Source organism: Curtobacterium sp. NPDC092190, from assembly GCF_044755625.1.
Classification (GTDB): Bacteria; Actinomycetota; Actinomycetes; order Actinomycetales; family Microbacteriaceae; genus Curtobacterium.
The window spans coordinates 393236-418055 of the sequence record NZ_JBIVRJ010000001.1; the positions used below are offsets into that span (position 1 = coordinate 393236).

Genomic DNA, 24820 nt, shown 5'->3' on the forward strand with positions numbered 1-24820 from the left:
CGCGGGGACCGCCGGACGGGAGGCCCGTGGCGGCCCCGCCCCGCGCCTCCCGTCCGTCGTCCGCTACAGGACCGCCTTCGGCACCCGGTGCAGGGTCACCGCCCCGACCGCTGCGAACGGGTGCAGCGGGTCCGGGTCGCCGGAACCGGTCGGCCCGCCGAGCTTCGAGTCGCCGACCGCGCTGAGCACCGCGTAGGCGTCCTCGGCCGTCCACCCGTGGTCCTCGACGAGGAACGCGAACGCGTCCTCGTAGCCGCGTCGGACACTCTCCTGCACGGGGTCGCCGAGCCCGACGAAGAGCCACTCGTCGTCGGTCTCGATGCGCGGTGCACGGATCGGCCGACCGCCCTGCAGGAGGTCGACGGAGACGATCGCGGTGCCCTGCGCCTCGATCGCGACGAAGGACGACTCGCCCTCGGCCATGATCGCGTGGATGTCCCCGATCGACAGCAGGGCACCGGGCACCCGGACCGGCAGGTACACGGTCGAGCCGGGACGCGCCTCGGTGACGTCCATGTTCCCGCCCTCGGCGTACGCCGGCATGATCGTCGAGTTCGTCCCCGATGCCGGTGCGACGCCGATGCAGCCGATCATCGGTCGGACCGGGAAGGCGTGCCGGTCGGTGACGTGCACCACGCCGTCCTCGATCGGGCAGCGACGGGCGAAGACGCCCTCGGGCATGACGTGCTGGAGCGCGCCGGACCCCGGCAGCGACACCGACCACCCGTGGGTGGTGAGCTGGATGTCGTGGATGTGCACCGCGAGCACGTCACCGGGCTCGGCACCCTCGACCCAGACGGGGCCGGTGACCGGGTTGATCGGTGCCTGCAGCTGCGCCAGGTCGTGGTGCTCGTCGAGTTCGGCGTAGACGGCGTCCGTGGTCTCGAAGCCGATCGTCTCGCCGGTGCCCGGGGTGATCCGGAGCACGGGCTCCCGGTCGGCGGCGAACCCGGGCCGCCCCAGGGTGTTCGGCAGGAAGTGGTCGGGGGTGGTCATCGGTGGCCCTTCTCCGTGGTGGTGGTGTCGAGGCCGCCGACGGACCCCTCGCCCAGTGTGCCGGGCTCTTCCGACCCGACCTCGGTCGAGCGGCCGGTCCGGCGGTAGTAGAGGAACACCGCGGCGCCGACGACGAGCCAGACGATGCCGCCCACCTTCGCCTCGACGGCGGCGTTGAGCAGGACGTAGCCGATGATCAGGAAGCCGATGAGCGGCACGACGAGGTGCAGCAGCCAGTTGCGGGACCTCCCCTTCACGACGTGGTGCACGACGACCGACACGTGCAGGAGCATGAAGCCGAACAGCGCGCCGAAGTTCACGAGCGACGAGATGGTGTCGATCTGCCCGACGAAGAACAGCACGAGGATCGCGGAGAGCACCGAGACGACGATGATCGCGTTCTGCGGAACGAGCCTGCCGTTCAGCTTGTGCAGGAACGCGGGCAGCTGCCGGTCGCGGCTCATCGAGAAGAGCAGGCGACTCGTCGCGGCCTGGGCGGCCATGGCGTTCGCGATGCCGACGGCGAGCACGTTGACGGCGAAGAACGCGGTGGCCCACCCGCTCGAGGAGGCCTGCTCGACGATGGTGAAGAACGCGTTCCCTGCCTCGCCCTCCGGGAACGAGTCACGACCGCCCGCCAGCGCCGACGCGAGCCACGTCTGCAGCACGAACAGGAACGCCACGATGACGAGTGCCAGGACCATCGCGAGTCCGGCGCCACCGCGGCGGCCGGTGGACTCCTCGGACAGCGTCGAGATGCCGTCGAAGCCGAGGAAGCTCAGCACGGCGATCGACAGGGCGCTCGCGATGAGCGGTGCGGACACCTTCGACGGGTCCCACACCTGGTCGGTGCTGAACGAGGCGCCGGGCACGGTCCCGCCGGTCAACGCGACGATCGCGATGACGACGAAGATCGCCACGAAGACGAGCTCGATGAGCAGGAAGATGCGGTTCGCGAGCTTGAGGGACGAGACACCGAGCAGGTTGATCACGGTGTTGATCGCGACGAACACGAGTGCCCAGAGCCAGCGGGGGGTGCCGGGGAAGATGCCGACCATGCTCTCGGCCGCGAACACGTAGAGCAGCGTCGGGACGAGCAGGTAGTCGAGCAGGATCGCCCAGCCCGCGAAGAACCCGGCGGTGGGGTGGATGCCGCGGCCGACGTACGAGAACACGCTGCCGGCGAGGGGGATCGACTTCGCCATCTGCGCGTACGCGAGCGCGGTGAAGATCATCGCGACGAGGCCGACCAGGTAGACGAGCGGCACCATGCCGCTCGAGGCGTTGTAGACGGTGCCGAAGATCGCCCACGGGGCGATCGGCACCATGAAGACGAGCCCGTAGACGAGCAGGTCGGTGGTGGAGACGGAGCGCTTGAGCTCCTGCTTGTAGCCGTAGGCCTCGAGCTGCTGCTGTGCAGAGAGCTCGCTGTGCTGCTGCGACATCGTGGTTCCGTTCGGGGAGACGGTGCGTGGGAGGGGGATGACGGACGCCGGGCGTGTGGCTGGGTGGGCACGCCGGTCGGGTCCGGTGGAGTGTCGGCCGGGAGGCGCGTGGCGGGGTTGGGTGCGCGCCTCCCGGCCGGCTGGCTGGTCGCCTCAGCCGGTGGGCTGGTCGTCGTGCTCGGCGAGGAACGCCGCGACCACGCGGCGGAACTCCTCGGGCTGCTCCAGGTGCGAGCAGTGGCTCGCACCGGGGAAGACGTGCTGGCGGACGTCGGCGATGCGCTCGACGAAGGGCTGCCACGTGGCGGGCGTCGCCTCGTCGTGCTCGCCGGCGACGACGAGGGTCGGGACCGCCACGCGGTCGAGCCGGTCGACGACGGTCCAGTCGCGCATCGTGCCGACGACGTGGAACTCGTTCGGCCCGTTCATGGTGTGGTACACCGTCGGCTCCTGCTCCATCTGGGTCTCGGAGTCGACGAAGTCCTGGGGCATGGGGACGACGCGGCACACGTGGCGCTCGTAGAACACCTGCGTGGCGGCGAGGTACTCAGGGTCGTCGACGGTGCCGGCATGCTCGTGCCGCGTCAGGGCCGCCTGCACGTCCTCGGGCAGCTGCGCGCGGAGTTCGGCGGCGCCCTCGACCCAGCGCTGCATCGACGCGGGGGAGTTGCAGACGGCCAGGGAGCGGAGCCCCTCCGGCTGCCGGACCGCGATCTCGGATCCGAGCATGCCGCCCCACGACTGGCCGAGCACGTGGTGGTCGCCGAGACCGAGGTGGTCCACGAGGGCCGCGTACTCGTCCACGAAGAGCTGCGGGGTCCAGTACTCCGTCGGGGCGTCGGGTCGGTGGGAGCTGCGGCCGCAGCCGAACTGGTCGTGGTGCAGGACGGTGCGACCGGTCTCGTCGGCCAGCGCCCCGAGGTTCCGGAGGTAGTCGTGCGCCATGCCGGGGCCGCCGTGCAGGACCACGAGCGGGAGCGCACCGGGGGTCGGGGCGTCGGGTTCGGTGACGCGGTACCAGGTCTCGCCGTCCTGGAACGGCATCGTGCCTTCGGTGATGCGGGACATGACGCACAGCATGGACCGGGCAAAGGTTCTCTGCAATACCTTTTCTCGTCCTTTAACGTGGACGAAACGCAAGGAGGGGGCCGAGTGCCAGATCGCGCGACGGAGACCCGTGTCGACGAGGTCGAGGACCGGCTCGTCACCGCCGTGGCCGTCGGGGAGTACCTGCCCGCCTCCCGGCTGCCGCCCGAGCGTGAGCTCGCCGTGCTCCTCGGTGTCGGACGCGTGACCGTCCGCGCGGCCCTCGCGCGACTGGTCGACCGCGGCCTGCTCGAGACACGTCGAGGACGGGGCGGCGGGACCTTCGTCCGTTCGCAGTGGCCGGACTCGTCCTCCGACGCCGTCGCCCGGACCCTGCTCGCCCGCTGGGCAGGCATCCGCGACACCACCGACGCGATCGCCCTGCTGCACGGCGCACTCGCAACCGCAGCGGCCGAGCGGATCACCGACGACGGACGGACGACGCTGCGCACCCGGCTCGAGGACTTCCGCGCTGCCGGGTCCGGGCTCGAGAAGCAGCAGGCGGACGCGGTGCTGCACCGAGCGATCATCGACGCCGCCGGCAACGCCGTGCTCGCAGCGGCGCTCGCCGACCTCGAGTCGCAGGTGTCGATCGCGGCGCCCGCGCACCTCTGGGGCACCGCCGAGGGCATGGCCGAGATGGAGCACCGTGCCCTGCTCGAGCACGAGGGGCTCGTCGACGCCGTCTGCGCCGGGCGGTCGGTCGACGCGGGGGTGCTCGCACGTCGGCACGTCGGCATCGACCTCGAACTGCTCGAGCGGGCGATGCTCCGGGCCGGGCAGGTCCCGACCGGCTGACCGCCTGTCGCAGCGGATCCGCCACTGATCGTCATTGCAGCCGTCTGATTCGACAGGACGGCTTCGAGGTGTCGCCGGAAGCGTGGTTCTGATCCTCAGTCGACGGTCGTGATCCCTCCCCGTTGCTTGTCCCCAGGACAGGGGGACCGGCCGTCCACTTGAACGACCGTTGCTCAATTACGCTGAGATCGACTGAGGAGGAACAGTGGAGTTCGAAGAACGTCTTGCAGCGCTCGCGACCAAGGTGCAGAACCAGCGAGACGCCATCCAGACCGAGGAAGCGACGAAGAACGCGTTCGTGATGCCGTTCATCTCGACCATCCTCGGTTACGACGTGTTCAATCCGCTCGAGGTGGTACCCGAGTTCACGGCCGATGTCGGGGTCAAGCGTGGCGAGAAGGTCGACTACGCGATCATGCGCGACGGTGAGGTGCAGATCCTCATCGAGTGCAAGAAGTCGACTGAACCACTGAAGATCGAGCACGCCTCGCAGCTGTTCCGCTACTTCTCCGTCACGAATGCGCGCATCGCTGTTCTGACGAACGGAGAGGTCTACAACTTCTACACCGACCTCGACGCCCCCAACAAGATGGACGACCGCCCCTTCCTCGTCCTCGATCTCTCGGACATCGACGAAACGCTCCTTCCTGAGCTGAGCAAGCTGACGAAGGACGTCTTCGACCTCGATTCGGTCATCAGCGCGGCAGAGGAGTTGAAGTACGTCGGATCGATCAAACGAGCGATCGCCGGGCAGTTCAGGGAACCCGATGAGGACTTCGTTCGTCTGTTCACCTCCCGTGTGTACGAGGGGCGGTTCACACAAGAGACTCGAACTCAGTTCAAGACCCTCGTCTCGAAGGCATCGAAGCAGTTCCTCAACGAGCAAGTGAACGACCGATTGAAGACCGCTCTCGGCGCTTCCTACAGCGCGCCGATGCAACCTGAGACCCCGGCTGCTGAACTGACGAGTGCTGCCGTCGCCGAGGAAGACCTCGACCGTGAGACGGAGATCGAGACCACGCTCGAGGAGCTCGAGGGGTACCAGATCGTCAAGGCGATCGCGTGCAGTGAAGTGAAGCCGGACCGCATCGCGCACCGTGACCAGAAGTCGTACTTCGCAGTGCTCCTGGACGACAACAACCGCAAGCCCATCGCCCGCCTCTGGTTCAACGGCAAGAAGCAGAAGTACCTCGGCCTGTTCGACGAAGACAAGGTCGAGACCAAGCACCCGATCGACGGCATGGACAGCATCTACGAACACGCAGAGGTGATCCGAGCGACCGTGCGTCACTACGCGGGCTGACGCGGGCGGTTCGTCATCGCGGTCGGGACCCACTCTGAAGCGGGCTCAGGTCGGCGTCGATCCCTCGAGCCGCGCCTCCTCGGCGTCGTAGCCCGCGCGCACCTGCCGGAGCACCAGGTCGTCGATCTCGTCGTCGTCCCGCAGCCGCAGCAGGGTGGCGGCCTTGTGCCGGACCAGGGCGAGCTCGAGCGCGACCGTCGCGTCGTGCCTCTGCAGCGTCGGGTGGTCCTCGTCGTCCTCCTCCCGAGCCTGGATCACGTCGAGGTGGGCCTCCAGGTCGCGTCGGACGCGGTCGATCGTCGCCCGGTCGGCACCTGCCCTGCGCGCCAGGCGGGGGAGCGCGTCGAGCGCTTCCTCGACCGCCGTGCGCTCGGCGTAGCGGCGTTCCTCGCCGACGGACTCGTCCTCGGGGAGCGCCGCGCGCCGCAGGACGGCGGGGAGCACGAGTGCCTGGCCGACGATGGTCACGACGACGACGCCGGCGGTGACGAACACGATGAGGTCGCGGTCGGGGAAGGCGCCCCCGGACTCGAGCGTGCGCGGCACCGCCACCGCCATCGCCAGGGAGACCGCACCGCGGAACCCGGCGAAGCCGCTCACCAGTCGGTCGCGTCGACCCTCCCGCGGCTCGCCGCCGAACCGCCGGGTGACGAGCCAGACGGTTCCTCCGATCGTGCCCTCGAAGGCGAACCGCACGAGCACGAGCACGACGGAGACCGCGAGCACGAGACCGACGCCGCTCCACAGCTCACGGGCGGCGAGGGCACGGGCAGCGACCATCGCCTCGATGCCGACGAGCACGAACAGCGCACCGTTGAGCAGGTACGTGAGGAACGACCAGAAGGCGCGGACCTGCTGGCGGGTCTCCGCCCGGTCGAGCTTCGGAGCGACCTGGCTCACGACGATGCCCGCGGCGACGACGGCGAGCACCCCGGACGCGCCGACGGCCTCGGCGCCGAGGAACGCCGCGAACGGCACGAGCAGCGTGACGAGGTTCTCGAGCACGACCGTGTCGACCCGTCGGAGCACGAGCGAGCCGAGCCACGCGGCGAGGAGTCCGGCCGCGACCCCGCCGACGTACGACAGGACGAGCATGCCGGAGACGTTCCAGAACGTGAGCTCCTGCGTCCCGACGGTCACGGCGACCGCGATGCCGTACACGACCAGGGTGGTGCCGTCGTTCACCAGGCTCTCCGCGCGGAGGACCGTGACGTTCCGGCGGGGCAGCATCTTCGTGAGCACACCCACGGCCGTGGCGTCGGTCGGGGCAACCGCTGCGCCGAGCACCCAGGCCGGCCCCCAGGGCATGCCCAGCAGGTGCAGGAGCGTCGCCACGACGCCGGCGGTCACGACGACGAGCAGCGTGCCCATCAACACGATGCCGCGCAGGTTCTTGCGGATCTCCCGGAGCGACGTGGTGAGGCTCTCCCAGTAGAGCAGTGCGGGGAGGAACAGCAGCAGCACGGCCTCGGCGGGCAGTTCGACCCGACCGAAGGTGGGGACGAAGGCGAGCAGCGCGCCGATGACGAGCAGGAGCACGGGCGGCGCGATCCTGATGCGGTCCGCGACGGCAGCCGTCACGGCGATGGCGAGCCCGAGGGCCACCACCAGTTCTGGACCGAGCACGTGTCTCCTCAGGATTCGTTGCGACGCGTCAGTCAACGCCGAACGTGCTGCACGTCCTTCCCGATCGGTCCGGCACGGATGGTGGAGGGCGGCTATGCTCCACCTGTATGGGGGTACAGTTCGACGACGGCGCCGCGCAGGGACTCGTGACGGCAGCATCACACGCAGACCGGGTCCTCGCTGAGCAGGGGGCAGGGAGACGCAGCTCGGCAGAGTCGGCGTCGCAAGAGTTCCGGGGCGCGTACGCACGCCTCTTCCAACAGGCGTGCGCGACCGAGGCCCAGGATCGAGCCCGCTTGGCGTCGGTGCTCGACGACCTGGCGCGGCAGGTCCGGCTCGCCACGCAGCTGGCCGCCGAGGAGCGCGCTCGGCTCGCCGACGTCGCGGCCTGGGACGCGCGTGAGGCGGACCGCGCTGAACGACGGGACGACGACGCGGTGCAGTGGATCGCCTCGGGGGTGGAGGGGCTCTTCGACCCGCGGCCGACCGCGCCGCCCGTGCAGCCCCCGACGGTCGCCGTCGTGTTCTCGCCCACGCAGCGCATCAGGACCTCGACCGGCTCCGGATCCGCGACGAGCAGCGCCGACCCGACCGACCTCCGGAGCTTCGTGACGCACGCCCGAGCGGCCGACACCGCGCTCCGCGCCGAGGTGGACCGGGTCGGGACCGCGTGGTCGCGCTTCGTTGCCTCGTGTTCGTGGGTGCCGACCGGCGGCCCGGGGTTCGTCGACGGCGCTCGGCGCCTCGTGGACGAGAACGACGCGGACGCAGGATGGATCGAGCACGTCGCTGGCGCCTTCGAGCAGGCGGGCAACGGCACCCTCACCGACCGGGTCCTCGACCTCGTCGTCGCCGCCGCCCTCTCCGCCGAGGGTGTCGACCCCCTCGAGGTCCTGTCGCACATGGATCCGGAGGTCGGAGCGGCATGGCTGGCGGCGAACCCGGACGTCCTCGACCGGCTCGTCGCGGATCCACCCGCGTGGGGGACGTCGTCGACGGTGCTGTCGGCGATCGTCGGAGCGGCCCGCGCCGCCGACCTGCCGCCGACCCGGTACGCCGACGTGCTGCAACGCATGTACGTGACCCGTGCGGCCGAGAAGGTCGGCATCGACATGGCGACGTGGCAGCTGGACCGTGGAGCTCCGGCACTGATGCCGCAGGTCGCCGGCTCGTACGAGTACTACGCGAGCCTGTACCTCGACGATCCCGCCTTCACGTGGGCCGGCATGGCGAACATGGTCGGCCCGGACTTCGCGGCGGGCTTCCTCGACCTGCACTCGTTCCGCGACCACATCCAGACGGCACGTCCGCTGGCGCCTCCGTCGATCCGACCGCTCATCGACCAGCTGGCCGGGATGGGCGACGACGAGATCGCCTTCTACGAACGCACGTTCCTCGGCATGCAGAAGGACATCTTCCTGGACGCTTCGACGATGCACGAGGCCTACCTCGACGGCGGCATGACGAGCATCGACGAGCTCCGTGCCGCGGGGCTCCTCCGCGGTGCGAACGACGACCCGGTCGACGCCGCGCTGTCGGAGCGGCAGACGTACTCCGCCTGGCAGGACATCGACGCCGGCAGGCGCACGGGGGACCAGGACCGCATCGCACAGGGCAACGAGACCCTGCTGCTCCGCGAGCAGCGCGACACCATCCAGGGCGCCTACCAGCAGATGCACGACCGAGAGCCGACCGGTGAGGCCCTCACGACGATGTTGGGGATCGTCGGCGACGCGTCCATCCCCGGAACCAAGACGCTCGGCCAGTTCGAGGGCGGCATCGACGTACCGGTCGACGTGAACCCCTTCAGCCCCGGCACACAGGGCTGGGTGGACCACTGGTACATCCCCCAGGGGAACATCTCGGAGTTCGATACCCGGTGGGACTACATCGAGGGAGACACGCTGCCCGCGTGGCAGCAGCTCGTCCAGGACGACCCCGACCGTGCCCGCGAACTCGTGGGTGGGTCGGTCCCCGATCGGATCCAGCAACGTCGGCTCGACAACCGCATCCCGGAACTCCTCGACAACCTCCACGACTCGGAGCTCGCATGGCACTGAACGCTCGTCGCCCAGGGATCGCGGCAGCGGTCGTCGCCACCGCGGTCGTCGCCCTGCTGTCGGGCTGCGCCGGCCCGCCACCGGGGGCCCAGTCCGACCCCTCCACCCGTCCCGACCGAAGCGAGACCGACGTGCAGCACAACGGCCCCACCCCGACCGCCATGCGCCTCGAGGACGGCGTGGAGGTCTGGGACCTCACCGGCACGCCGAGCGTCGAGGCGTTCGGCGTCGACACCGACGGCGAGTCGCCGGTCCGGAACGCGGTCGCCGCCTACAGCTCCACCGATGATCGACCGGCACGCTTCGTCCTCCCGGGCGACCGGGTCGTCGACCTGCCGGTCGGCGAGGTGATCGTCACCGTCGACGACTACCCGGACGGGCTCACCGACTCCTCCGGCGAGGTCATCACCCCGGCAGGTCGGTCGTTCGTCCTGCAGGTCGAGGGACCGACGACCTCCGGTGCGGCCGCAGGGGTCGCGGCCTACCGGGACGCGCTCGAGTCGGCCGACCTCCCGACGAACGGAGCGGACGAGCTGCAGGAGAAGGTCGAGTCGGTCCCCTCGATCGACGGGACGGAGACGAGCGGGCGGCTGGGCGCGAGCACCGACGTGCCCGTGCCGGACGGGATGTCCGCGGCGCTCAGCTCGCGGTTCCGTCCGTCGGACACGACGCCGACGTTCCGGATGCAGCTCTTCGTCTCCTGGGAGCCGGTGCCGATCCCCTGAACGGCGAGGGGCGGCACGGACCGCGATCGCGTCAGCCCGCCAGGGTCCGCCGCCGGAACCGTCGCGCCCATGCCCGCCACGGCAGCGAGCTGGCCAGCGCGAGACCGATGACGACGGTGCCGAACCAGGCGACGACCACCCCGGGGACCGGCACGAGCAGGCTCGTCCAGAGCAGCACCGCGAGGACCCCGAGGACGTACGCGGCCCCGGCCTTCAGGTACCGGAGGCGCTTGAGCGTCGCCGCCTGGTCCAGGCGCGACGTCGTCCGGGCGAGGAACACCGCGCCGACGGCGATGGCTGCGACCGCGAGTGCGGCCTGCTCGAGCGCACCGAGTCCGTCCACGCCGAGCACGCCCGACCCCGACAGGCTGTACACGCCGTCGAGGATCTCGAACAGCATGAAGACGACGAGCCCGCGTTCGAAGACCACCGTCGAGGCGTAGGCGTGGACCCGCCACGCGCCGCTCGTCCCGACCGCTCCGGTGTCCGTGCCGTCCACGCCCCGCAGCGCCCACCGGGCGATCCGCTTCGACACGAGGTACGCGCCGACGCCGGCCGCGCCGCAGACGGCGACCGGCAGCACCGTGTCAGGGGCCCACGCGTCGTGGCGTCCGACCAGGACGGTCGTGACGAGCACGCAGGTCGCAGCGGTGACCACGGACCAGACGCGCGGCCGCGCGACCCGGGCGAGCCGTGCCTCCAGACCGCCCAGCCAGGACCGCCGTGACAGGCGGTCGGTGTTGAACAGGTACTCGGCGAAGACCAACCAGATGAAGGCCGCGCCGAAGGAAGCCAGTGCGGGACGGACCTCGGCGAGGTGCTCCGAGAAGGACCCGGGGGCGAAGACGGCCTCGTCGACGGCGGACGCGGGGTCCGCCGCTCCGCCGACGGCGACGGCCGCGGGTGGCAGGAGCAGGCGCATCGCGAGCACTCCGGCGACGATGCCGAGCGACAGGAAGAGCCGTCGTGCGGGGGAGTGCAGCCGACCGGCGATGCCCGCCATCGGGACCGACGAGTCCGCGGCCATCGCGATCTCGAGCAGGGCGAGTGCGGCGAAGGCCAGGGCGGCTGCCGGGCCGAGGGTGACCCACGCGGCGGCGGCGGCCGCCACGGTGAGGACGAGGGGGACGGTCAGGAGCGATCTCGTGGCCATGTCCCCATGCAGCACCTGTCGGCTGGATCGCGCATCCGTCCCGTCTGGCAGACGCGTCGGAGGCACCGGTGCGTTCTCCGGAACGGGTGACGGCCCGTCCCCACTTGCGGGGACGGGCCGTCGGGTGCGGTGACCGGAGAGGTCGCCCGGGCGGTGCTGAGGGTCAGTCGTGGAACGTCTCGATGGACGCGCCGAGCGAATTGAGGCGTTCCTGCAGCTGCTCGTAGCCGCGGGCGATGATGCCGACGTTGCGCAGGACGCTCTCGCCCTTCGCGGCGAGCATCGCCAGCAGGATGACGACCGCGGGCCGCAGGGCGGGCGGGCAGCTGACCTCGGCGCCGGAGAAGTGCGTCGGGCCGGTCACGTCGAGGCGGTGCGGGTCGCGCAGGGTGACGCTCGCGCCGAGGCGGGTGAGATCGAGCAGGTGAATCGCCCGGCCCTCGTACACCCAGTCGTGCACGAGCGTCGTGCCCTCGGCCATCGCCGCGATGACGACGAAGAACGGCAGGTTGTCGATGTTGAGGCCCGGGAACGGCATCGCGTGGATCTTGTCGATCGGCGCGTGCAGCTCGGACGGGTGCACCGTGATGTCGACCAGGCGCGTGCGACCGTTGGCGGCGGCGTACTCCTCGCTGACGTCGAACCGCAGGCCCATCTCGGCGAGGGTCGCGAGCTCGATCTCGAGGAACTCGATCGGCGCTCGGGTCACCGTGAGGGTGGACGCGGTGACGATCCCCGCGGTCAGGAGGCTCATCGCCTCGACCGGGTCCTCGCTCGGCCAGTAGTCCACGACCTCGTCGATACGGCTCTTCCCGGTGATGCGGAGCGTCGTCGAACCGATGCCCTCGACCTGCACGCCGAGCAGTTCGAGGAAGAAGCAGAGGTCCTGCACCATGTAGTTGGGGCTGGCGTTGCGGATCGTGGTGACGCCGTCGCGGGCGGCCGCGGCGAGGATCGCGTTCTCCGTGACGGTGTCACCGCGCTCGGTCAGCACGACCGACTTCGTCGGCACCTCGGTGTTCGCCACGTCGACCTCGTACCAGCCGGAGGTCGCCTCGACGTCGACGCCGAACGGCCGCAGGGCGATGAGGTGCGGTTCGACCGTGCGGGTGCCGAGGTCGCAGCCGCCGGCGTAGGGCAGACGGAACGAGCCGTAGCGACCGCTGAGCGGGCCGAGGAACATGAGCACGCTCCGGGTGCGCCGGGCGGCGTCGGCGTCGATCGCGTCCAGTCGCAGGTCCGACGGGGCGACGATCTCGAGGACCTCGCCGTCCTCCGACCACGTGACGGTGGCCCCGAGGCTGCGGAGCACGTCGATGATGCGGTCGACCTCGACGATGCGGGCCACCTTGTGCAGCCGGGTGACCCCGCGGTTGAGCAGCGACGCGCAGAGCAGTGCGACGGCGGCGTTCTTGCTCGAGTTCACGGCGATGGAGCCGCTGAGCTTCCGACCGCCCTGCACCCGGAGGTGGGCGCGCTGCGGGGCGCCGCCGATCGAGACGATCTGCTGGTCGAGCGCGTCGCTGATGCGCGTGAGCATCTCGAGCGACAGGTTCTGTCCGCCCTGCTCGATGCGGTTGATCGCGCTCTGGCTCGTGCCGACGCGTTCGGCGAGCTGGGTCTGGGTCATGCTGCGGCCCTTGCGGGCGCCCCGGATGAGGGCGCCGACCTCGCGCAGCGGAGCGGCGGGCGCGGTGCCGGTCGGCTCGGCGGGCGTGACGACGGTGGTGGTGTCGGACATGGTCGCCACGGTAACACGCTCATGAGATAAAACAGGGGACATCGCCCGGCGATCATCCAGGATCGGATCGGGAATAACTCGTCCATGAGAGTTCAGGCCGGCAACCAGCCGCGGTCTTCGCCGCTCCACCGCCACATCGTCGAGGGGCCGAGCGCGGGTCGGGGGTCGCGCAGCCAGACCGTCGTGTCGGGGGTCCACCCGGCGATGACGCTCGCCGGGGTGCCGTCAGCCGAGTGCAGGGTGCCCTCTGCCGAGTCCAGGGTGCCGTCGGCCGAGTCCGCGGTGCCGTCGGCCGAGTCCGCGTCGACCGGGATCGCGGTTCCGGAGGCGCGCAGCCACCCCCGCAGGGTCAGGTGCACCGCGTCGTACCGCTCGGCGATCGCGGCCCAGTCCGGCACCACCCAGGCGCCGTCGCGACCGGTCGCCCGGTACCAGTCGTGGCGACGGGTCGTGGCCGTGACGTCGATCGGTGCCGCACGGCAGAGCGCGGCCCAGTCCTCGGCGTCGTCGACCACCACGATGCGCGCGGACGGATCGACCGCAACGGGGGCGACCGCAGCGCGCTCCCACCCGGTGTGGTCCTCGACCGCCCACAACCCGAGTGGCCCGCGGCCGTCGCGTTCGGTGGTGGTGTCGAGGAGCCCGCTGGGAGGGGTCGTCCACCACGTCCCGCTGATCGGCGCGGTGACCGGGTCGCCCAGGCCGTGGGAGCGTTCGTCCAGCAGCTCGCGCCGCCACTCGGCGAGCACTGCTGCGGCAGGGCGAACGGCGCCGCCGTACCCGGACGTGTCCGGGATGACGGTCCACTGTCGCGAAGCCGAAGCCGGAGCCGGAGCCGGAGCCGGAGCCAGGGCCGGAGCAGGAGCCAGGGCCGGATCCTGGTCCGTGGCGAACAGTGCCTGCACGCCGGGGGCAGCCGCGACCGCCGTGGCGATCCGCTCGTGCAGCGACCGCGGGACGACGGTCTGGAGCAGGACGTCCTCGGCGTCCGGCTCCTGCCACCACATCGCCGACTCCGCCGCGCGTCCGAGGGCCGCGAGCACCTGGTCGAGCGTGGCCGACGCGGGGTCGGCAGCGTCGAACAGGGCCTCGACGGCGGTGACCACGTCGTCGTCCGACGGAGCCGGACGCGGCTCGGACGCTCCGGGTCCGAACAGCGAGACGCCGTCACCGCGGTGGGCGGAGGTCCAGTAGGACGCCCAGAAGAGCGTGTCGTCGTCCGGCTGGTCGCCGACGGTACCGAGCACGACCTCCCAGCAGAGGCGCCGCCCCCGCGGCCCGGCGAGCAGGTCCTCGACGATGGTCACCACGCCAGGCTAACGGGGGTGCCATCGTCGCCGATAACGACCGGTGCACACCCACGGACGGGTCTGCATCCCGCCCCACGGACGGCGGCGGGACGATCGAGAACCAGGACGGGCCATGATCGTCGTCACACGACTCAACGGCAGCGCTTTCGCTGTCAACCCCGACCTCGTGGAGCGCATCCAGGAGACGCCGGACACGACGCTCATCATGGTCGACGGCGCCAAGTACATCGTGCGCGAGTCCATGGCCGACGTCATCGGCCTCGTCGCCGCCTACCGCGCGCGGATCGTCGGCATGGCCTACGGCACGGACACCGCGGTGGACGCGACCGGACCGCAGCCGGTCCTCGCGCCCGTCGCGCCGCTCGTCACCAACGGACGACGCGACGCCGTCCGGAGCCAGGACGGGGGGCGCTGACCGTGGACATCGCAACGATCGTCGGCATCCTGCTCGCCTTCGGCGCCCTGTTCGGGATGGCGCAGATGGAGCACGTCGAGATGGCGGGACTCTTCCTGCCCGCGCCGATGCTCCTCGTCTTCGTCGCCACCATCGGCTGCGGCGTCGCGAGCACCACCATGAAGGACGCCCTCGCTGCGTTCAAGACGGTCCCGAAGGCGTTCACCGGCAAGGTCACCCCGCCGCAGACGGTCATCGACGACGTGGTCGGGCTGGCCGAGACGGCCCGCGCCAACGGCCTGCTCGCGCTCGAGCAGGAGGCCGACAAGCACGACGACCCGTTCATGAAGAAGGCCCTGCAGAACATCGCGGACGGCACCGACGGCGACGAGCTCCGGATCCTGCTCGAGGACGAGATCGAGTCGAACGCCGCACCGATGCGGAGCGCCAGTGCGTTCTTCATGGGCCTGGGCGGCTTCGCCCCGACCGTCGGCATCATCGGCACCGTCGTGTCCCTGACCCACGTGCTGGCGAACCTCGGCAAGCCCGACGAGCTCGGCCCGCTCATCGCGAGCGCGTTCGTCGCGACGCTCTGGGGGCTGCTCACCGCGAACTTCCTCTGGCTGCCCTTCGGCGGCAAGCTCCGGAAGCTCGCGCAGCTCGAGGCCGACCGGCAGACCCTGCTGATGGAGGGGCTGCTCGCCGTGCAGGCCGGCAGCCAACCCCGACTGCTCGGTGAGCGCCTCACCGCGATGGTCCCGCCCGCCGCGCGCGGTGCCGGCGGCAAGGACGGGAAGACCGCGAAGGCCACCGCCGACGACCAGCAGCTGGCGGCCTGACCGTGAGCGCGAACCCCCGCGGGCGCGGGCGCGGCCGGAGGAAGGGCGGCCACGACGAGGCCGAGCACCCGGACGAGCGCTGGATGGCGTCGTACATGGACATGATCACGGTGCTCATGTGCATGTTCCTCGTGCTCTTCGCCATGTCGTCGGTCGACCAGGAGAAGTACATCGCGCTGAAGAACTCGCTCGCGACGGGGTTCGGCGAGGTGAAGTCCGGCAAGGTCGACACCGCCTCGGGCACGATCGTGTCGAAGTCCCAGGTGACGAAGGACGGCAAGGGGTACGCGACGGACAAGTCCGACGCCGACCACTCGACCGCCGCGTCCGGCGCCGACGACACGAACGTCGACCCGGCGTCGACGGCGGTGCCGCCGGTCGCGTCGAAGGCCGACCTGGCGGCGGCCCAGCGGGAGCTCGACGACCTCAAGGCGATCGAGGCGGCCATCCAGGGCAACCTCGAGCAGGCGGGGGAGTCGTCGAAGGTGCAGTTCGCCGTCGACGACCGCGGCCTGACGGTCCGGCTCGTCGGGAGCGAGACCTACTTCGCGACGAACAGCGCCGACCTGTCCGACCAGGCCCGCCGCATCATGGACGCGATCGCGCCGGTCCTGAAGACCAGCGGACACGACGTCAGCGTCGAGGGCCACGCCGACCAGCGGAACTCGACCGCCCCGTACGCGACGAACTGGGAGCTCAGCGCCGCACGCGCGACCGGGGTGCTCCGCGACCTGGTCGAACGGGGCGGGATGCCGGCGGACCACGTGCAGAGCGTCGGCTTCGGGTCGAGCCGCCCGCTCGCCAAGGGCGCGAGCGACGCGGACAACACCCTCAACCGCCGGGTCGACATCGTCGTGCTCTCGAACCAGGACCAGGACGTCAGCGAGCTGATGCCCGCCCTCGCCACGGCGCAGGACGGAGCGCGACAGGGGTAGACCCCGGCGGGCAGGGCCCGCACCACAGCGCGGACCGGACCGCAGGACGAGCGCCGACGAGCGGCCACGGGTCGCCCCGACGCCGGGTCCGCCGCCGCCCCAGAACGGGGCACAGCGCTGACGCCTGCCCGTCGCCGGTCGACAGACGCACCCGTGACCGAGACCCTGCCCGCGCCCGAGGTGTACGACTTCGCGCGCCCGTCGACGCTCGCCCGCGAGCACGCACGGGTGCTCGAGCTCGCCTTCGAGACGTTCGCGCGGCAGTGGGGGACGCAGCTCACCGCGAAGGTGCGTGCCGTCAGCCAGGTGACCTGCGAGCAGGTCTCGATGACGACGTACGACGAGTACGCCGCGTCGCTGCCCGCCCTCACCGGCATGGTGCTGCTGCCGATCGCCGACACCGCGCCGAAGGGCGTGCTGCAGGTCCCGCTCGACGCGGCCCTGACGTGGGTGTCGCACGCGCTCGGCGCGTCGAAGCCGCTGCCGACACCGGAGCGCACCTTCACGCCGATCGAGCAGGCGCTGGTGCGGAAGATCGTCGAGGACGCCCTCGACGACCTCCGCTACTCGTTCGGCGGGCTCCTCGCGCACGAGGTCACCACCGGTGGCTTCCAGTTCAACAGCCAGTTCGCCCAGGCCGCGCAGAAGGGCGACCTGATGATCGTCGCCGCGTTCTCGATCCGGGTCGGCGACCGCGTCGCCCCCGGCACGCTCGCCCTGCCGGCGGAGGCCGTGCTGCCGCAGCTCGGCGAGGACACCACGAGCGTCTCGGCCGCCGACGCCCGCGCCCTGCTCGACGCCCAGCTCGCGAACGTCCCGGTCGGCGTCAGCCTGCACTTCGCGCCCGCCGCCGTGCTGCCCACGCAGGTGCTCCGGCTGGCCGTCGGCGACGTCCTGCCGCTGCCGCACCCGCAGCACCGCCCCCTGACCATCGCGGTCGACGGCGAACCCGTCGGCACCGCCGCCGTCGGCGCCAACGGCTCGCGCCTGGCCGGCATCGTCGTCACCACCACCGATCCGGAGCAGCACGCATGAGCGCCACCACCACCCTCCACGCCACCGCGGCCGAGTCGCTCGCGGCGCAGCTCCCGACGGCGGCACCCCTGACCGCCGTGCCCCTGCCGGGAGGCGCGACCCCGGTCGTCCTCGAGGCCGCCGTCGACGGTGTGGTCGCGTCCTTCGTCGGCGGGCTCTCCGCGGACCTCGCGCTGGTCCTCACCGACCTCGGCGCGGTCGTCGCCGCGGGCGGCGCCGACGCCGGCCTGGTCGACGTCACCGACGTGCTCCGCCCGTCGCTCGAGGCCGCTGCCTCCGTGCTCGGCGTCGGTGTGCTCGGTGACGCCCGTCGCGAGTCGGCAGCCTCGCTGTTCGCCGACCCGGAGACGGTCGTCTTCGAGCTCACCGCGGGCGGGGTCCCCGGCGGCTGGTTCGCGCTGCGCGTCCGTGAGAACGGCACGGTCTCGGCACCGCTCGCCGCCGGCGCCGTCCCCGCCGGGAACCTCGGTCGCATCAACAACGTCGAGATGACGCTGACCGTCGAGATCGGTCGGACCCGGATGTCGGTGCGCGACGTGCTCGGCATGGAGCCGGGCGCCGTGGTCGAGCTCGACCGCAGCGCCGGAGCACCCGCTGACGTGCTGCTCAACGGCCGGCTGATCGCCCACGGGGAGGTCGTCGTCGTCGACCAGGACTACGCCGTCCGCATCACCAGGATCCTCGACGTCGCCGAAGCGGTCTGACCCGTGGACACCCTCTGGATGGCGCTCCGGGTCGCCGTGTCGCTCAGCGTCGTGCTCGCGCTGATGTGGGTGCTGCACCGCCGTGCGACGAAGGGCGGTCTCGGAGCCGCGGTGAAGGCCCGGGGACGCCGGTCCGCCGCGGTCGAGGTCGTCGGTCGCCAGGGCATCGGCGGCAAGGCGAGCGTCGTCGTCGTCGACGTCGAGGGGGAGCGTCTCGTGCTCGGCGTGTCCGAGCAGAGCGTCTCGCTGCTCCGGAGTGGTCCGACCCCCGCGCCGGAGCTCACCGTCGTCGCCGGGCCGGTCGCACTGCCGACCGCCCCGCGCGCCGTCGCGTCAGCACCCGACCCCACGTCCGCCGGGCCGACCACGGTGGCGGCCCCGTCCGCCGACGCGTTCCGTGCGGAACTCGAGCGACAGGACCACGCCGCCACGGGCCTCCCGGCCGAGGCCGCGTCCGTGCTCCCGATGCGTCCCCGCGGTCCCGCGCGTCGTCCGGCCCGGACCGTCGTGCCGACCGCGCAGCAGCTCCAGGGCTCCGTGCTCTCCGCGGACACGTGGCGGCAGGCCGCCGCCGCGCTCCGAGGCCGGCGGGCCGGGTGACGGCCGCGCTCCGGACCGGCCGCACCGCCACCCTCGTCGTCCTGGGACTGGCGACGGTCGCCGGTCTCGTCCTCCTCACCACCACCGGCGCGCACGCCGTCGGCGTCACCGGGCCGACCGCGCCAGCGGCCCCGACGGCACCCGCGAGCGGTGACTTCAGCGTCAGCGTGAACGGGCCCGACGGCGCGCCGTCCTCGGCGATCGTCACGCTCCTCGGCATCACGCTGCTCAGCGTCGCGCCGGCCCTGCTGCTCATGATGACGTCGTTCACGAAGATCTTCGTGGTGCTCGCCATGACCCGGAACGCCCTCGGGCTGCAGGGGATCCCGCCGAACCAGGTCATCGCCGGGCTCGCGCTCTTCCTGTCCCTGTTCGTGATGGCCCCGGTGCTCGGGCACATCAACGACGACGCCCTGCAGCCCTACCTCGCCGGCCACATCGACTTCGCGAAGGCGGTCGAGGTGGGCACGAAGCCACTGCGGACGTTCATGCTGCACCAGACGCGCGAGGAGGACGTCGCGCTCATCACGCGCGCCGCCGGTCAGGCGAACCCGACGGACCTCGACGCCGTGCCCATGACGACCGTGATCCCGGCGTTCGTCATCTCGGAGCTCCGGAGCGCCTTCATCATCGGCTTCGTCATCTTCATCCCGTTCCTGGTCATCGACCTCGTCGTCTCCGCCGCGCTCATGTCGATGGGCATGATGATGCTGCCGCCGGTGATGATCTCGCTGCCCTTCAAGATCCTGCTGTTCGTCCTCGTCGACGGGTGGGGGCTCATCATCACGTCCCTCATCGAGAGCTACCAGGTGGTGCGCTGATGAACCAGCAGGCGGTCATCGACCTGACCCTCCAGGCACTCCTGGTGGCCGGCAAGCTCGCGGCCCCCGTGCTCGTGACGTCGCTCGTGGTCGGCTTCGCGATCTCGCTCTTCCAGTCGGTGACCCAGATCCAGGAGGTCACGCTCTCGTTCGTGCCGAAGGCGGTCGCCGTCGCGATCGCGCTGGTCGTCTGCGGCAACTGGATGATCGCCGAGATGGTCGCGTTCACCCACGTCGCGTTCGACATGATCCCGAAGCTGCTCGGGACGTAGCCGTGGACCTCGCCATCGACGCCGACCGGCTCGAAGCCACCATGCTCGCCGGGGTCCGGCTCGTCGCCTTCCTCGTGATCGCGCCGCCGTTCGCCTACAAGGCGTTCCCCGGCACGGTGAAGGTGATCCTCGGGCTCGGTCTGGCGATCGGTGTCGCACCGCGGGTCGGCCTCGGGTACACCGCACTCGACACCGGTGGGTTCCTGCTCGCCCTGCTCACCCAGCTGGTCGTCGGGCTCGGTCTCGGCTTCCTCGTGTACCTCGTGTTCGCCGCGGTGCAGTCCGCCGGCGGGCTGATCGACCTGTTCGGCGGCTTCACCCTCGCCCAGGCGTACGACCCGCAGTCCCAGGTCAACGGCGCGCAGTTCACCCGGCTGTTCCAGATGGCGTCGCTCGCGCTGCTCTTCGCCAGCGGTGGGTACCAGCTCATCGTCGCGGGGCTCGTGCGGTCGTTCGACGCGGTGCCGCTCGTCGCGGCCGACGGTTCGCCGGGCACCTTCGCCGTCGGCGGCTTCGCCTCGGTGCTCGTCGCGGCGGCCGGGCAGATGTTCCTCGCCGCACTGCAGATCGCGGGGCCGCTCGTCGTCGTCCTGTTCCTGGCCGACGTCGGCCTCGGGCTGCTCACCCGCGTCGCCCCGGCGCTCAACGCGTTCCAGATGGGCTTCCCGATCAAGATCGGGCTGACCGTCGTGTTCGCCGGTGCGCTCTTCATGGCGCTGCCGGCCGTCGTGTCGTCCCTGACCGGCGACGCCGTCGCCGCGATCACCGGGCGGGGGTGAGACGGCGTGTCCGACGGAGGGAGCGGCGAACGCTCCGAGAAGGCCACCCAGAAGCGGATGCAGGAGGTGCACCGCAAGGGGCAGCTCGGCCGCTCGCAGGACCTCGGCGCCTGGGTCGGCATCGCGACGGCCGCCCTGGTCATGCCCGCTGCGATCGGCAACGCCGCGGGTGCGGGGGAGCAGCAGCTCCACGCCGTGCAGCGCGTCATCGCGGACCCGACCGTCCCCGCGGTCCGGCAGGCACTGTCCGAGGCGCTCGGCTCCGTGGCCGGCACCGTCGGCCCGATGCTCGCCGTCGTCGCGGTCGCCGTCGCGGCGGTCTCCGTCGCGCAGGGCGGCGTGCACTTCCGGCGGATGGCCCCGCAGCCGGACCACTTCGACCCGGTCGCCGGGTTCAAGCGGGTCTTCGGCGTCCAGGCGCTCTGGAACGGCGTGAAGGCACTGCTGAAGACCGCCGTCGTCGGGCTCGTCCTGTGGTTCGCCGTGCAGTCGCTCGTCCCCGTCCTCATGACGAGCGGTTCGCTGCCGCTGTCGTCCGTGCTCGACGCGGCGGAGGAGGGCACCGGGACCCTGCTCCGTGCCGCCGTCGCCGCGGGTCTGGTGCTCGCCGCGGTCGACGTGCTGGTCGTCGTGCGCCGCAACCGCAAGCGCACGATGATGACCAAGCAGGAGGTCAAGGACGAGTCGAAGCGCACCGACGGCGACCCGCTCGTGAAGGGCCAGCGCCGGTCCCGACAGCTCGCGATGAGCCGGAACCGGATGATCGCAGCGGTCGGGGACGCCGACGTCGTCATGACCAACCCCACGCACTACGCGGTCGCGCTCCGCTACGAGCCCGGGAAGTCCGCACCCCGTGTCGTCGCGAAGGGTGCCGGGCCGGTCGCCGACGTCATCCGGTCGACCGCCGAGGAGTCGCGCGTGCCGATCGTCCGCGACGTCCCGCTCACCCGGGCGCTGCACGCGGCGTGCGAGCTCGGGCAGGAGGTCCCGGTCGACCTCTACACGCCGGTCGCCCGGGTGCTCTCGTTCGTCATGGCGCTGAAGGCCCGTGGCGCCGCCGCCGGGACGCACGCCGCGCCCACGCCGACCACGGCCGACGAGGTCGCGACCGTCCTCGACCCCACCACGCTCACCGGCGACGCCCGACCACGGCGCCTCCGCACCCGTCCGTCCACCACCGAAGGGGCACCCGCATGAACCGCAAGGACCTGCCCAAGCTCGCCGTCCCGGTCTTCATCGTCGGCATCGTCCTGCTGCTGATCCTGCCGGTGCCGTCGTTCCTGCTCGACGTGCTCATCATCCTGAACATCCTGCTGGCGCTGGTGATCCTGCTCACGACGCTGTTCGTGAAGAAGCCGCTCGACTTCTCGGTGTTCCCGTCGCTGCTCCTCGTCGCGACGCTGTTCCGCCTCGGCCTCAACGTCGCCTCGACGCGACTGGTGCTCGGCGAGGGCTTCGCGGGCGACGTCATCCAGGCCTTCGGGCACGTCGCGGTGTCCGGCTCGATCATCATCGGCGCCGTCGTCTTCCTCATCCTCGTCGTCATCCAGTTCGTCGTCGTGACGAAGGGTGCCGAGCGCGTCGCCGAGGTCGGCGCCCGCTTCACCCTCGACGCGATGCCCGGCAAGCAGATGGCGATCGACGCCGACCTGAACGCCGGACTCATCACCGATGCCGAGGCGAAGGAACGCCGTGCGGCGGTCTCCGCCGAGGCCGACTTCTACGGGGCGATGGACGGCGCGTCGAAGTTCGTCAAGGGCGACGCGATCGCCGGCATCCTGATCCTCGTCATCAACATGCTCGGTGGCGTCGCGATCGGCATGCTGCAGAACGGGCTCTCCGTCACCGACGCGCTGTCGAAGTACGGCATCCTGACCATCGGCGACGGCCTGGTCTCGCAGATCCCCGCACTGCTGATGGCCGTCTCGACCGGCATGATCGTGACCCGGTCGGGTGCGGAGACCGAGATCGGCGCGTCGGCGACGACGCAGCTGACGCAGTCGCGGAACGCGCTGGTGATCGCCGGGGTCGCCGCGATCGCGATGGGGTTCATCCCCGGCATGCCCGTCGTGCCGTTCCTGCTCATCGGCGCCGGGCTGCTGTTCGCCGGCTGGCGGCTCTCGCGGCAGGCGGCGCAGCAGGCGGCAGCGGCCGAGCAGCAGCAGGCGCTCGAGGCCGCGGCCCCCTCGGCGGACAGCCCGGAGGACCTGCTCGAGCAGATGCGTGTCCACGCCCTCGAGATCCTGCTCGCACCGGACCTGGTCGACATGGTGTCCGGGTCGTCCGACGACCTGCTCGGTCGCGTGCGTGCGCTCCGCCGGAAGATCGCCGTCGACATGGGCGTCGTCGTGCCGCCCGTCCGCACCCGGGACAGCATCGAGCTGCCCCCGTCGACCTACGCGATCCGCATCGCCGGGGTCGAGGCCGGTCGCGGGACCGCCCCGTCCCGCAGCGTGCTCGCGCTCGGCGACCAGCTCGACGGGCTCCCGGGCACCACGACGGTCGAGCCGGTGTTCGGTCTGGCCGGCAAGTGGGTCCCCGCCGAGCTCCGGCACGCGGCCGAGATGACCGGCGCGACCGTCATCGACCGGGTCTCCGTGCTCGTCACGCACCTGCAGGCCGTGATCGGCGACAACGCGGCCCGGCTGCTCACCCGCGAGGACGTCAAGGTGCTCACCGAGGGCGTCAAGCAGGTGAACCCCGCGGCGGTCGAGGAGCTCGTGCCCGGCATGCTGTCCCTGGCCGAGGTGCAGCGCGTGCTCCAGGGCCTGCTCGCCGAGCGCGTGCCGATCAACGACCTCGGCCGCATCTGCGAGGCGCTGACGCTCCGCGCGAAGGTGTCGACCGACCCCGAGGGCCTGGTCGAGGCCGCCCGCGCCGCCCTCGGCCCCGCCCTGCCCGCCCGCCACGCCGAGGCCGGCACGCTCCGCGTCATCATGATCGACCCGCTGCTCGAGCAGTCGATGCTCGAGGGTCTCCGCCCGTCCGAGCAGGGCACCCAGATCGTGCTCGACGCCCACCGCATCGAGCAGGTCCTCGGGTCCCTGCGCGACGCCGTGCGCAGCGTCGAGGAGCAGGGCCTGTCCGCCGTGCTCGTCTGCGCCCCGCAGCTCCGACCGGCCGTGCACCGCATGGTGTCCGCGCAGGCGAACGGCCTGCCCGTGCTGTCCTACCAGGAGGCCACCGCCGCGGGCTCCACCATCGAGACCGTGGGAGTGGTCCGTGCCGCCGACCCGATCGCTGCGTAGCGGCCCGACGCTCGAGGCGGTCCGCGACGCCCTCCGCACCGAGTTCGGTGCGGGAGCCCGGATCGTCTCGGCCGAACGCGTGTCCACGCCCGGCATCGGTGGGCTCTTCCGCCGCACCCACGTCGAGGCCGTCGTCGAGGTGCCGGACCCGCTCGACCCGCCGACCGCCCGGGTTGCGATCGCCGACGGCCCGGCCACCCGCATCGGGATCGCCGCGCTCCTCGCCGACGCCGAGGCTGCCGAGGCCCGCATCGCCGCAGGCGACGGCACCGCGTCGACACGGGCGGACGCGTTCGCCTCGGTGCTCGACGGCTTCGCGGCCGACGGGATCGCCGCGGCCGCCCCGCGCCCCGGCCGCCCCGGGACGGACGTGGGTCGGGTCGACCCGGCCGCGCCGCGCCTCCAGGACGGCCCGTCGCCGGCCGTGCCGGGCACGGACGAGGACCACGGTCGGCCGGGAGGCCCGCTGCCGGTCGCGGGACCGGCTCCCGTCGTCCCGCTGGTCACCGCGGTGTCCGCCCCGGCGTCCGTCCGTCCGGTGCTGCCGGTCCCGGCCGTGCGGTCGGCCGACGGCGACCTCGTGCTGCTCGTCGGGCGTGCCACCGACGTCGACGCGGCGGCGGGGGTGTTCGCCGGACGGTACGCACTGCGCCCGACCGACGCCGCCGACCGGCGGGCGGGGATCCTCGCGCGCGCCGAGGGCGTGCGGAACGGCCACGCGCTGCTGGGCGTCTCCGCGTGGGACGACGCGACGACGATCGAGGGACTCGCCGCCGACCAGGTGTGGGTCGTGGTCGACGTCGGTCGGAAGACCGAGGACGCCCGGGCCGTCGTGGCCGCGGTCGCCGGGCGGGTACCCGTCGCGGGTGTGGTGGCCATCGGTGCGGGGGAGACCGCCACGCCGGAGTCCGTCCACCAGCTGGGCCTGCCGGTGGTGTCGCTAGGCTGAC

23 protein-coding genes are annotated in these 24820 nt (G+C 71.7%); 16 read left to right on the forward strand and 7 right to left on the reverse strand.

Annotation, left to right across the window (positions count from 1 at the left end; genetic code table 11):
• Positions 1 to 63: 63 nt before the first annotated feature.
• The 3 genes from ACIQFY_RS01840 to ACIQFY_RS01850 all read right to left on the reverse strand — a co-directional run bounded on the left by ACIQFY_RS01840 (position 64) and on the right by ACIQFY_RS01850 (position 3509).
• Positions 64 to 996 (reverse strand): acetamidase/formamidase family protein, encoded by a 933-nt coding sequence (locus ACIQFY_RS01840; RefSeq protein WP_400338055.1) that lies wholly within the window; start codon positions 994 to 996, stop codon positions 64 to 66.
• Positions 993 to 2441, reverse strand: coding sequence for an APC family permease (locus tag ACIQFY_RS01845; protein ID WP_245171083.1), 1449 nt, complete (start codon positions 2439 to 2441; stop codon positions 993 to 995). The genes ACIQFY_RS01840 and ACIQFY_RS01845 overlap by 4 nt, the downstream gene beginning before the upstream one ends.
• A 153-nt stretch (positions 2442 to 2594) precedes the next feature.
• The gene (locus tag ACIQFY_RS01850) at positions 2595 to 3509 is read right to left on the reverse strand and encodes a proline iminopeptidase-family hydrolase (protein ID WP_400338058.1); all 915 of its coding nucleotides are present in this window, start codon (positions 3507 to 3509) and stop codon (positions 2595 to 2597) included.
• Positions 3510 to 3593: 84 nt separating this feature from the next.
• On the opposite strand from ACIQFY_RS01850, the gene ACIQFY_RS01855 reads away from it, so the two are divergent.
• Both ACIQFY_RS01855 and ACIQFY_RS01860 read left to right on the forward strand, forming a co-directional pair.
• Positions 3594 to 4325 carry a FadR/GntR family transcriptional regulator gene (locus tag ACIQFY_RS01855; protein WP_400338059.1) on the forward strand — a complete coding sequence of 244 codons (732 nt, stop codon included), beginning with the start codon at positions 3594 to 3596 and terminating at the stop codon, positions 4323 to 4325.
• 205 nt (positions 4326 to 4530) lie between these two features.
• Positions 4531 to 5628, forward strand: a complete 1098-nt coding sequence (locus ACIQFY_RS01860) for a type I restriction endonuclease (RefSeq protein ID WP_400338061.1) — start codon at positions 4531 to 4533, stop codon at positions 5626 to 5628.
• A 45-nt stretch (positions 5629 to 5673) separates the two neighbouring features.
• On the opposite strand, the gene ACIQFY_RS01865 is transcribed toward ACIQFY_RS01860, so the two are convergent.
• Positions 5674 to 7254, reverse strand: coding sequence for a Na+/H+ antiporter (locus ACIQFY_RS01865; RefSeq protein WP_251155448.1), 1581 nt, complete (start codon positions 7252 to 7254; stop codon positions 5674 to 5676).
• 296 nt (positions 7255 to 7550) lie between these two features.
• On the opposite strand from ACIQFY_RS01865, the gene ACIQFY_RS01870 reads away from it, so the two are divergent.
• Positions 7551 to 9314 carry a hypothetical protein gene (locus ACIQFY_RS01870; protein ID WP_400338063.1) on the forward strand — a complete coding sequence of 588 codons (1764 nt, stop codon included), beginning with the start codon at positions 7551 to 7553 and terminating at the stop codon, positions 9312 to 9314.
• Positions 9305 to 10039, forward strand: coding sequence for a hypothetical protein (locus tag ACIQFY_RS01875; RefSeq protein ID WP_066654178.1), 735 nt, complete (start codon positions 9305 to 9307; stop codon positions 10037 to 10039). The genes ACIQFY_RS01870 and ACIQFY_RS01875 overlap by 10 nt, the downstream gene beginning before the upstream one ends.
• 31 nt (positions 10040 to 10070) lie before the next feature.
• Here ACIQFY_RS01875 and ACIQFY_RS01880 read toward each other — a convergent pair whose 3' ends face one another.
• The 3 genes from ACIQFY_RS01880 to ACIQFY_RS01890 all read right to left on the reverse strand — a co-directional run bounded on the left by ACIQFY_RS01880 (position 10071) and on the right by ACIQFY_RS01890 (position 14240).
• A complete protein-coding gene (locus ACIQFY_RS01880) occupies positions 10071 to 11192 on the reverse strand; it encodes a DUF475 domain-containing protein (RefSeq protein WP_400338065.1) in 1122 nt (373 codons plus the stop codon).
• Positions 11193 to 11355: 163 nt separating this feature from the next.
• Positions 11356 to 12933 carry a UDP-N-acetylglucosamine 1-carboxyvinyltransferase gene (locus ACIQFY_RS01885; protein ID WP_235426588.1) on the reverse strand — a complete coding sequence of 526 codons (1578 nt, stop codon included), beginning with the start codon at positions 12931 to 12933 and terminating at the stop codon, positions 11356 to 11358.
• Positions 12934 to 13025: 92 nt separating this feature from the next.
• Positions 13026 to 14240 (reverse strand): hypothetical protein, encoded by a 1215-nt coding sequence (locus ACIQFY_RS01890; protein WP_400338068.1) that lies wholly within the window; start codon positions 14238 to 14240, stop codon positions 13026 to 13028.
• A gap of 115 nt (positions 14241 to 14355) precedes the next feature.
• Here ACIQFY_RS01890 and ACIQFY_RS01895 point away from each other — a divergent pair, with 115 nt between their 5' ends.
• The 12 genes from ACIQFY_RS01895 (at position 14356) to ACIQFY_RS01950 (ending at position 24819) form a co-directional block, all read left to right on the forward strand.
• Complete coding sequence (locus ACIQFY_RS01895) at positions 14356 to 14658, forward strand: flagellar FlbD family protein (RefSeq protein WP_066654183.1); 303 nt, start codon at positions 14356 to 14358, stop codon at positions 14656 to 14658.
• Positions 14659 to 14660: 2 nt separating this feature from the next.
• Complete coding sequence (locus ACIQFY_RS01900) at positions 14661 to 15476, forward strand: motility protein A (RefSeq protein WP_066654185.1); 816 nt, start codon at positions 14661 to 14663, stop codon at positions 15474 to 15476.
• Positions 15477 to 15478: 2 nt separating this feature from the next.
• The gene (locus ACIQFY_RS01905) at positions 15479 to 16411 is read left to right on the forward strand and encodes a flagellar motor protein MotB (RefSeq protein WP_400338070.1); all 933 of its coding nucleotides are present in this window, start codon (positions 15479 to 15481) and stop codon (positions 16409 to 16411) included.
• Between the two features lie 153 nt (positions 16412 to 16564).
• Positions 16565 to 17446, forward strand: coding sequence for a flagellar motor switch protein FliM (locus ACIQFY_RS01910; protein WP_251155453.1), 882 nt, complete (start codon positions 16565 to 16567; stop codon positions 17444 to 17446).
• The gene (gene fliN / locus ACIQFY_RS01915) at positions 17443 to 18150 is read left to right on the forward strand and encodes a flagellar motor switch protein FliN (protein ID WP_066654190.1); all 708 of its coding nucleotides are present in this window, start codon (positions 17443 to 17445) and stop codon (positions 18148 to 18150) included. The genes ACIQFY_RS01910 and fliN overlap by 4 nt, the downstream gene beginning before the upstream one ends.
• Before the next feature lie 3 nt (positions 18151 to 18153).
• Positions 18154 to 18750, forward strand: coding sequence for a flagellar biosynthetic protein FliO (locus ACIQFY_RS01920; protein WP_400338073.1), 597 nt, complete (start codon positions 18154 to 18156; stop codon positions 18748 to 18750).
• Positions 18747 to 19571, forward strand: coding sequence for a flagellar type III secretion system pore protein FliP (gene fliP, locus ACIQFY_RS01925; protein ID WP_326496579.1), 825 nt, complete (start codon positions 18747 to 18749; stop codon positions 19569 to 19571). Before ACIQFY_RS01920 ends, fliP begins: the two co-directional genes overlap by 4 nt.
• Positions 19571 to 19843 carry a flagellar biosynthetic protein FliQ gene (locus ACIQFY_RS01930; RefSeq protein WP_066654192.1) on the forward strand — a complete coding sequence of 91 codons (273 nt, stop codon included), beginning with the start codon at positions 19571 to 19573 and terminating at the stop codon, positions 19841 to 19843. The genes fliP and ACIQFY_RS01930 overlap by 1 nt, the downstream gene beginning before the upstream one ends.
• A gap of 2 nt (positions 19844 to 19845) precedes the next feature.
• Complete coding sequence (locus tag ACIQFY_RS01935) at positions 19846 to 20622, forward strand: flagellar biosynthetic protein FliR (RefSeq protein WP_307810345.1); 777 nt, start codon at positions 19846 to 19848, stop codon at positions 20620 to 20622.
• A gap of 6 nt (positions 20623 to 20628) precedes the next feature.
• Complete coding sequence (locus ACIQFY_RS01940; RefSeq protein WP_066654196.1) at positions 20629 to 21819, forward strand: flagellar biosynthesis protein FlhB; 1191 nt, start codon at positions 20629 to 20631, stop codon at positions 21817 to 21819.
• Positions 21816 to 23870 carry a flagellar biosynthesis protein FlhA gene (locus ACIQFY_RS01945; RefSeq protein ID WP_209682704.1) on the forward strand — a complete coding sequence of 685 codons (2055 nt, stop codon included), beginning with the start codon at positions 21816 to 21818 and terminating at the stop codon, positions 23868 to 23870. Before ACIQFY_RS01940 ends, ACIQFY_RS01945 begins: the two co-directional genes overlap by 4 nt.
• Complete coding sequence (locus ACIQFY_RS01950) at positions 23845 to 24819, forward strand: hypothetical protein (protein ID WP_209682701.1); 975 nt, start codon at positions 23845 to 23847, stop codon at positions 24817 to 24819. Before ACIQFY_RS01945 ends, ACIQFY_RS01950 begins: the two co-directional genes overlap by 26 nt.
• Position 24820: the final 1 nt, after the last annotated feature.

Coding starts and splice junctions, on each gene's coding strand:
- ACIQFY_RS01840 (WP_400338055.1), bottom strand. CDS start 996: ATGACCACCCCCGACCACTTCCTGCCGAACACCCTGGGGCGGCCCGGG.
- ACIQFY_RS01875 (WP_066654178.1), top strand. CDS start 9,305: ATGGCACTGAACGCTCGTCGCCCAGGGATCGCGGCAGCGGTCGTCGCC.
- ACIQFY_RS01945 (WP_209682704.1), top strand. CDS start 21,816: ATGAACCGCAAGGACCTGCCCAAGCTCGCCGTCCCGGTCTTCATCGTC.
- ACIQFY_RS01850 (WP_400338058.1), bottom strand. CDS start 3,509: ATGTCCCGCATCACCGAAGGCACGATGCCGTTCCAGGACGGCGAGACC.
- ACIQFY_RS01845 (WP_245171083.1), bottom strand. CDS start 2,441: ATGTCGCAGCAGCACAGCGAGCTCTCTGCACAGCAGCAGCTCGAGGCC.
- fliN (WP_066654190.1), top strand. CDS start 17,443: ATGAGCGCCACCACCACCCTCCACGCCACCGCGGCCGAGTCGCTCGCG.
- ACIQFY_RS01930 (WP_066654192.1), top strand. CDS start 19,571: ATGAACCAGCAGGCGGTCATCGACCTGACCCTCCAGGCACTCCTGGTG.
- ACIQFY_RS01895 (WP_066654183.1), top strand. CDS start 14,356: ATGATCGTCGTCACACGACTCAACGGCAGCGCTTTCGCTGTCAACCCC.
- ACIQFY_RS01885 (WP_235426588.1), bottom strand. CDS start 12,933: ATGTCCGACACCACCACCGTCGTCACGCCCGCCGAGCCGACCGGCACC.
- ACIQFY_RS01880 (WP_400338065.1), bottom strand. CDS start 11,192: ATGGCCACGAGATCGCTCCTGACCGTCCCCCTCGTCCTCACCGTGGCG.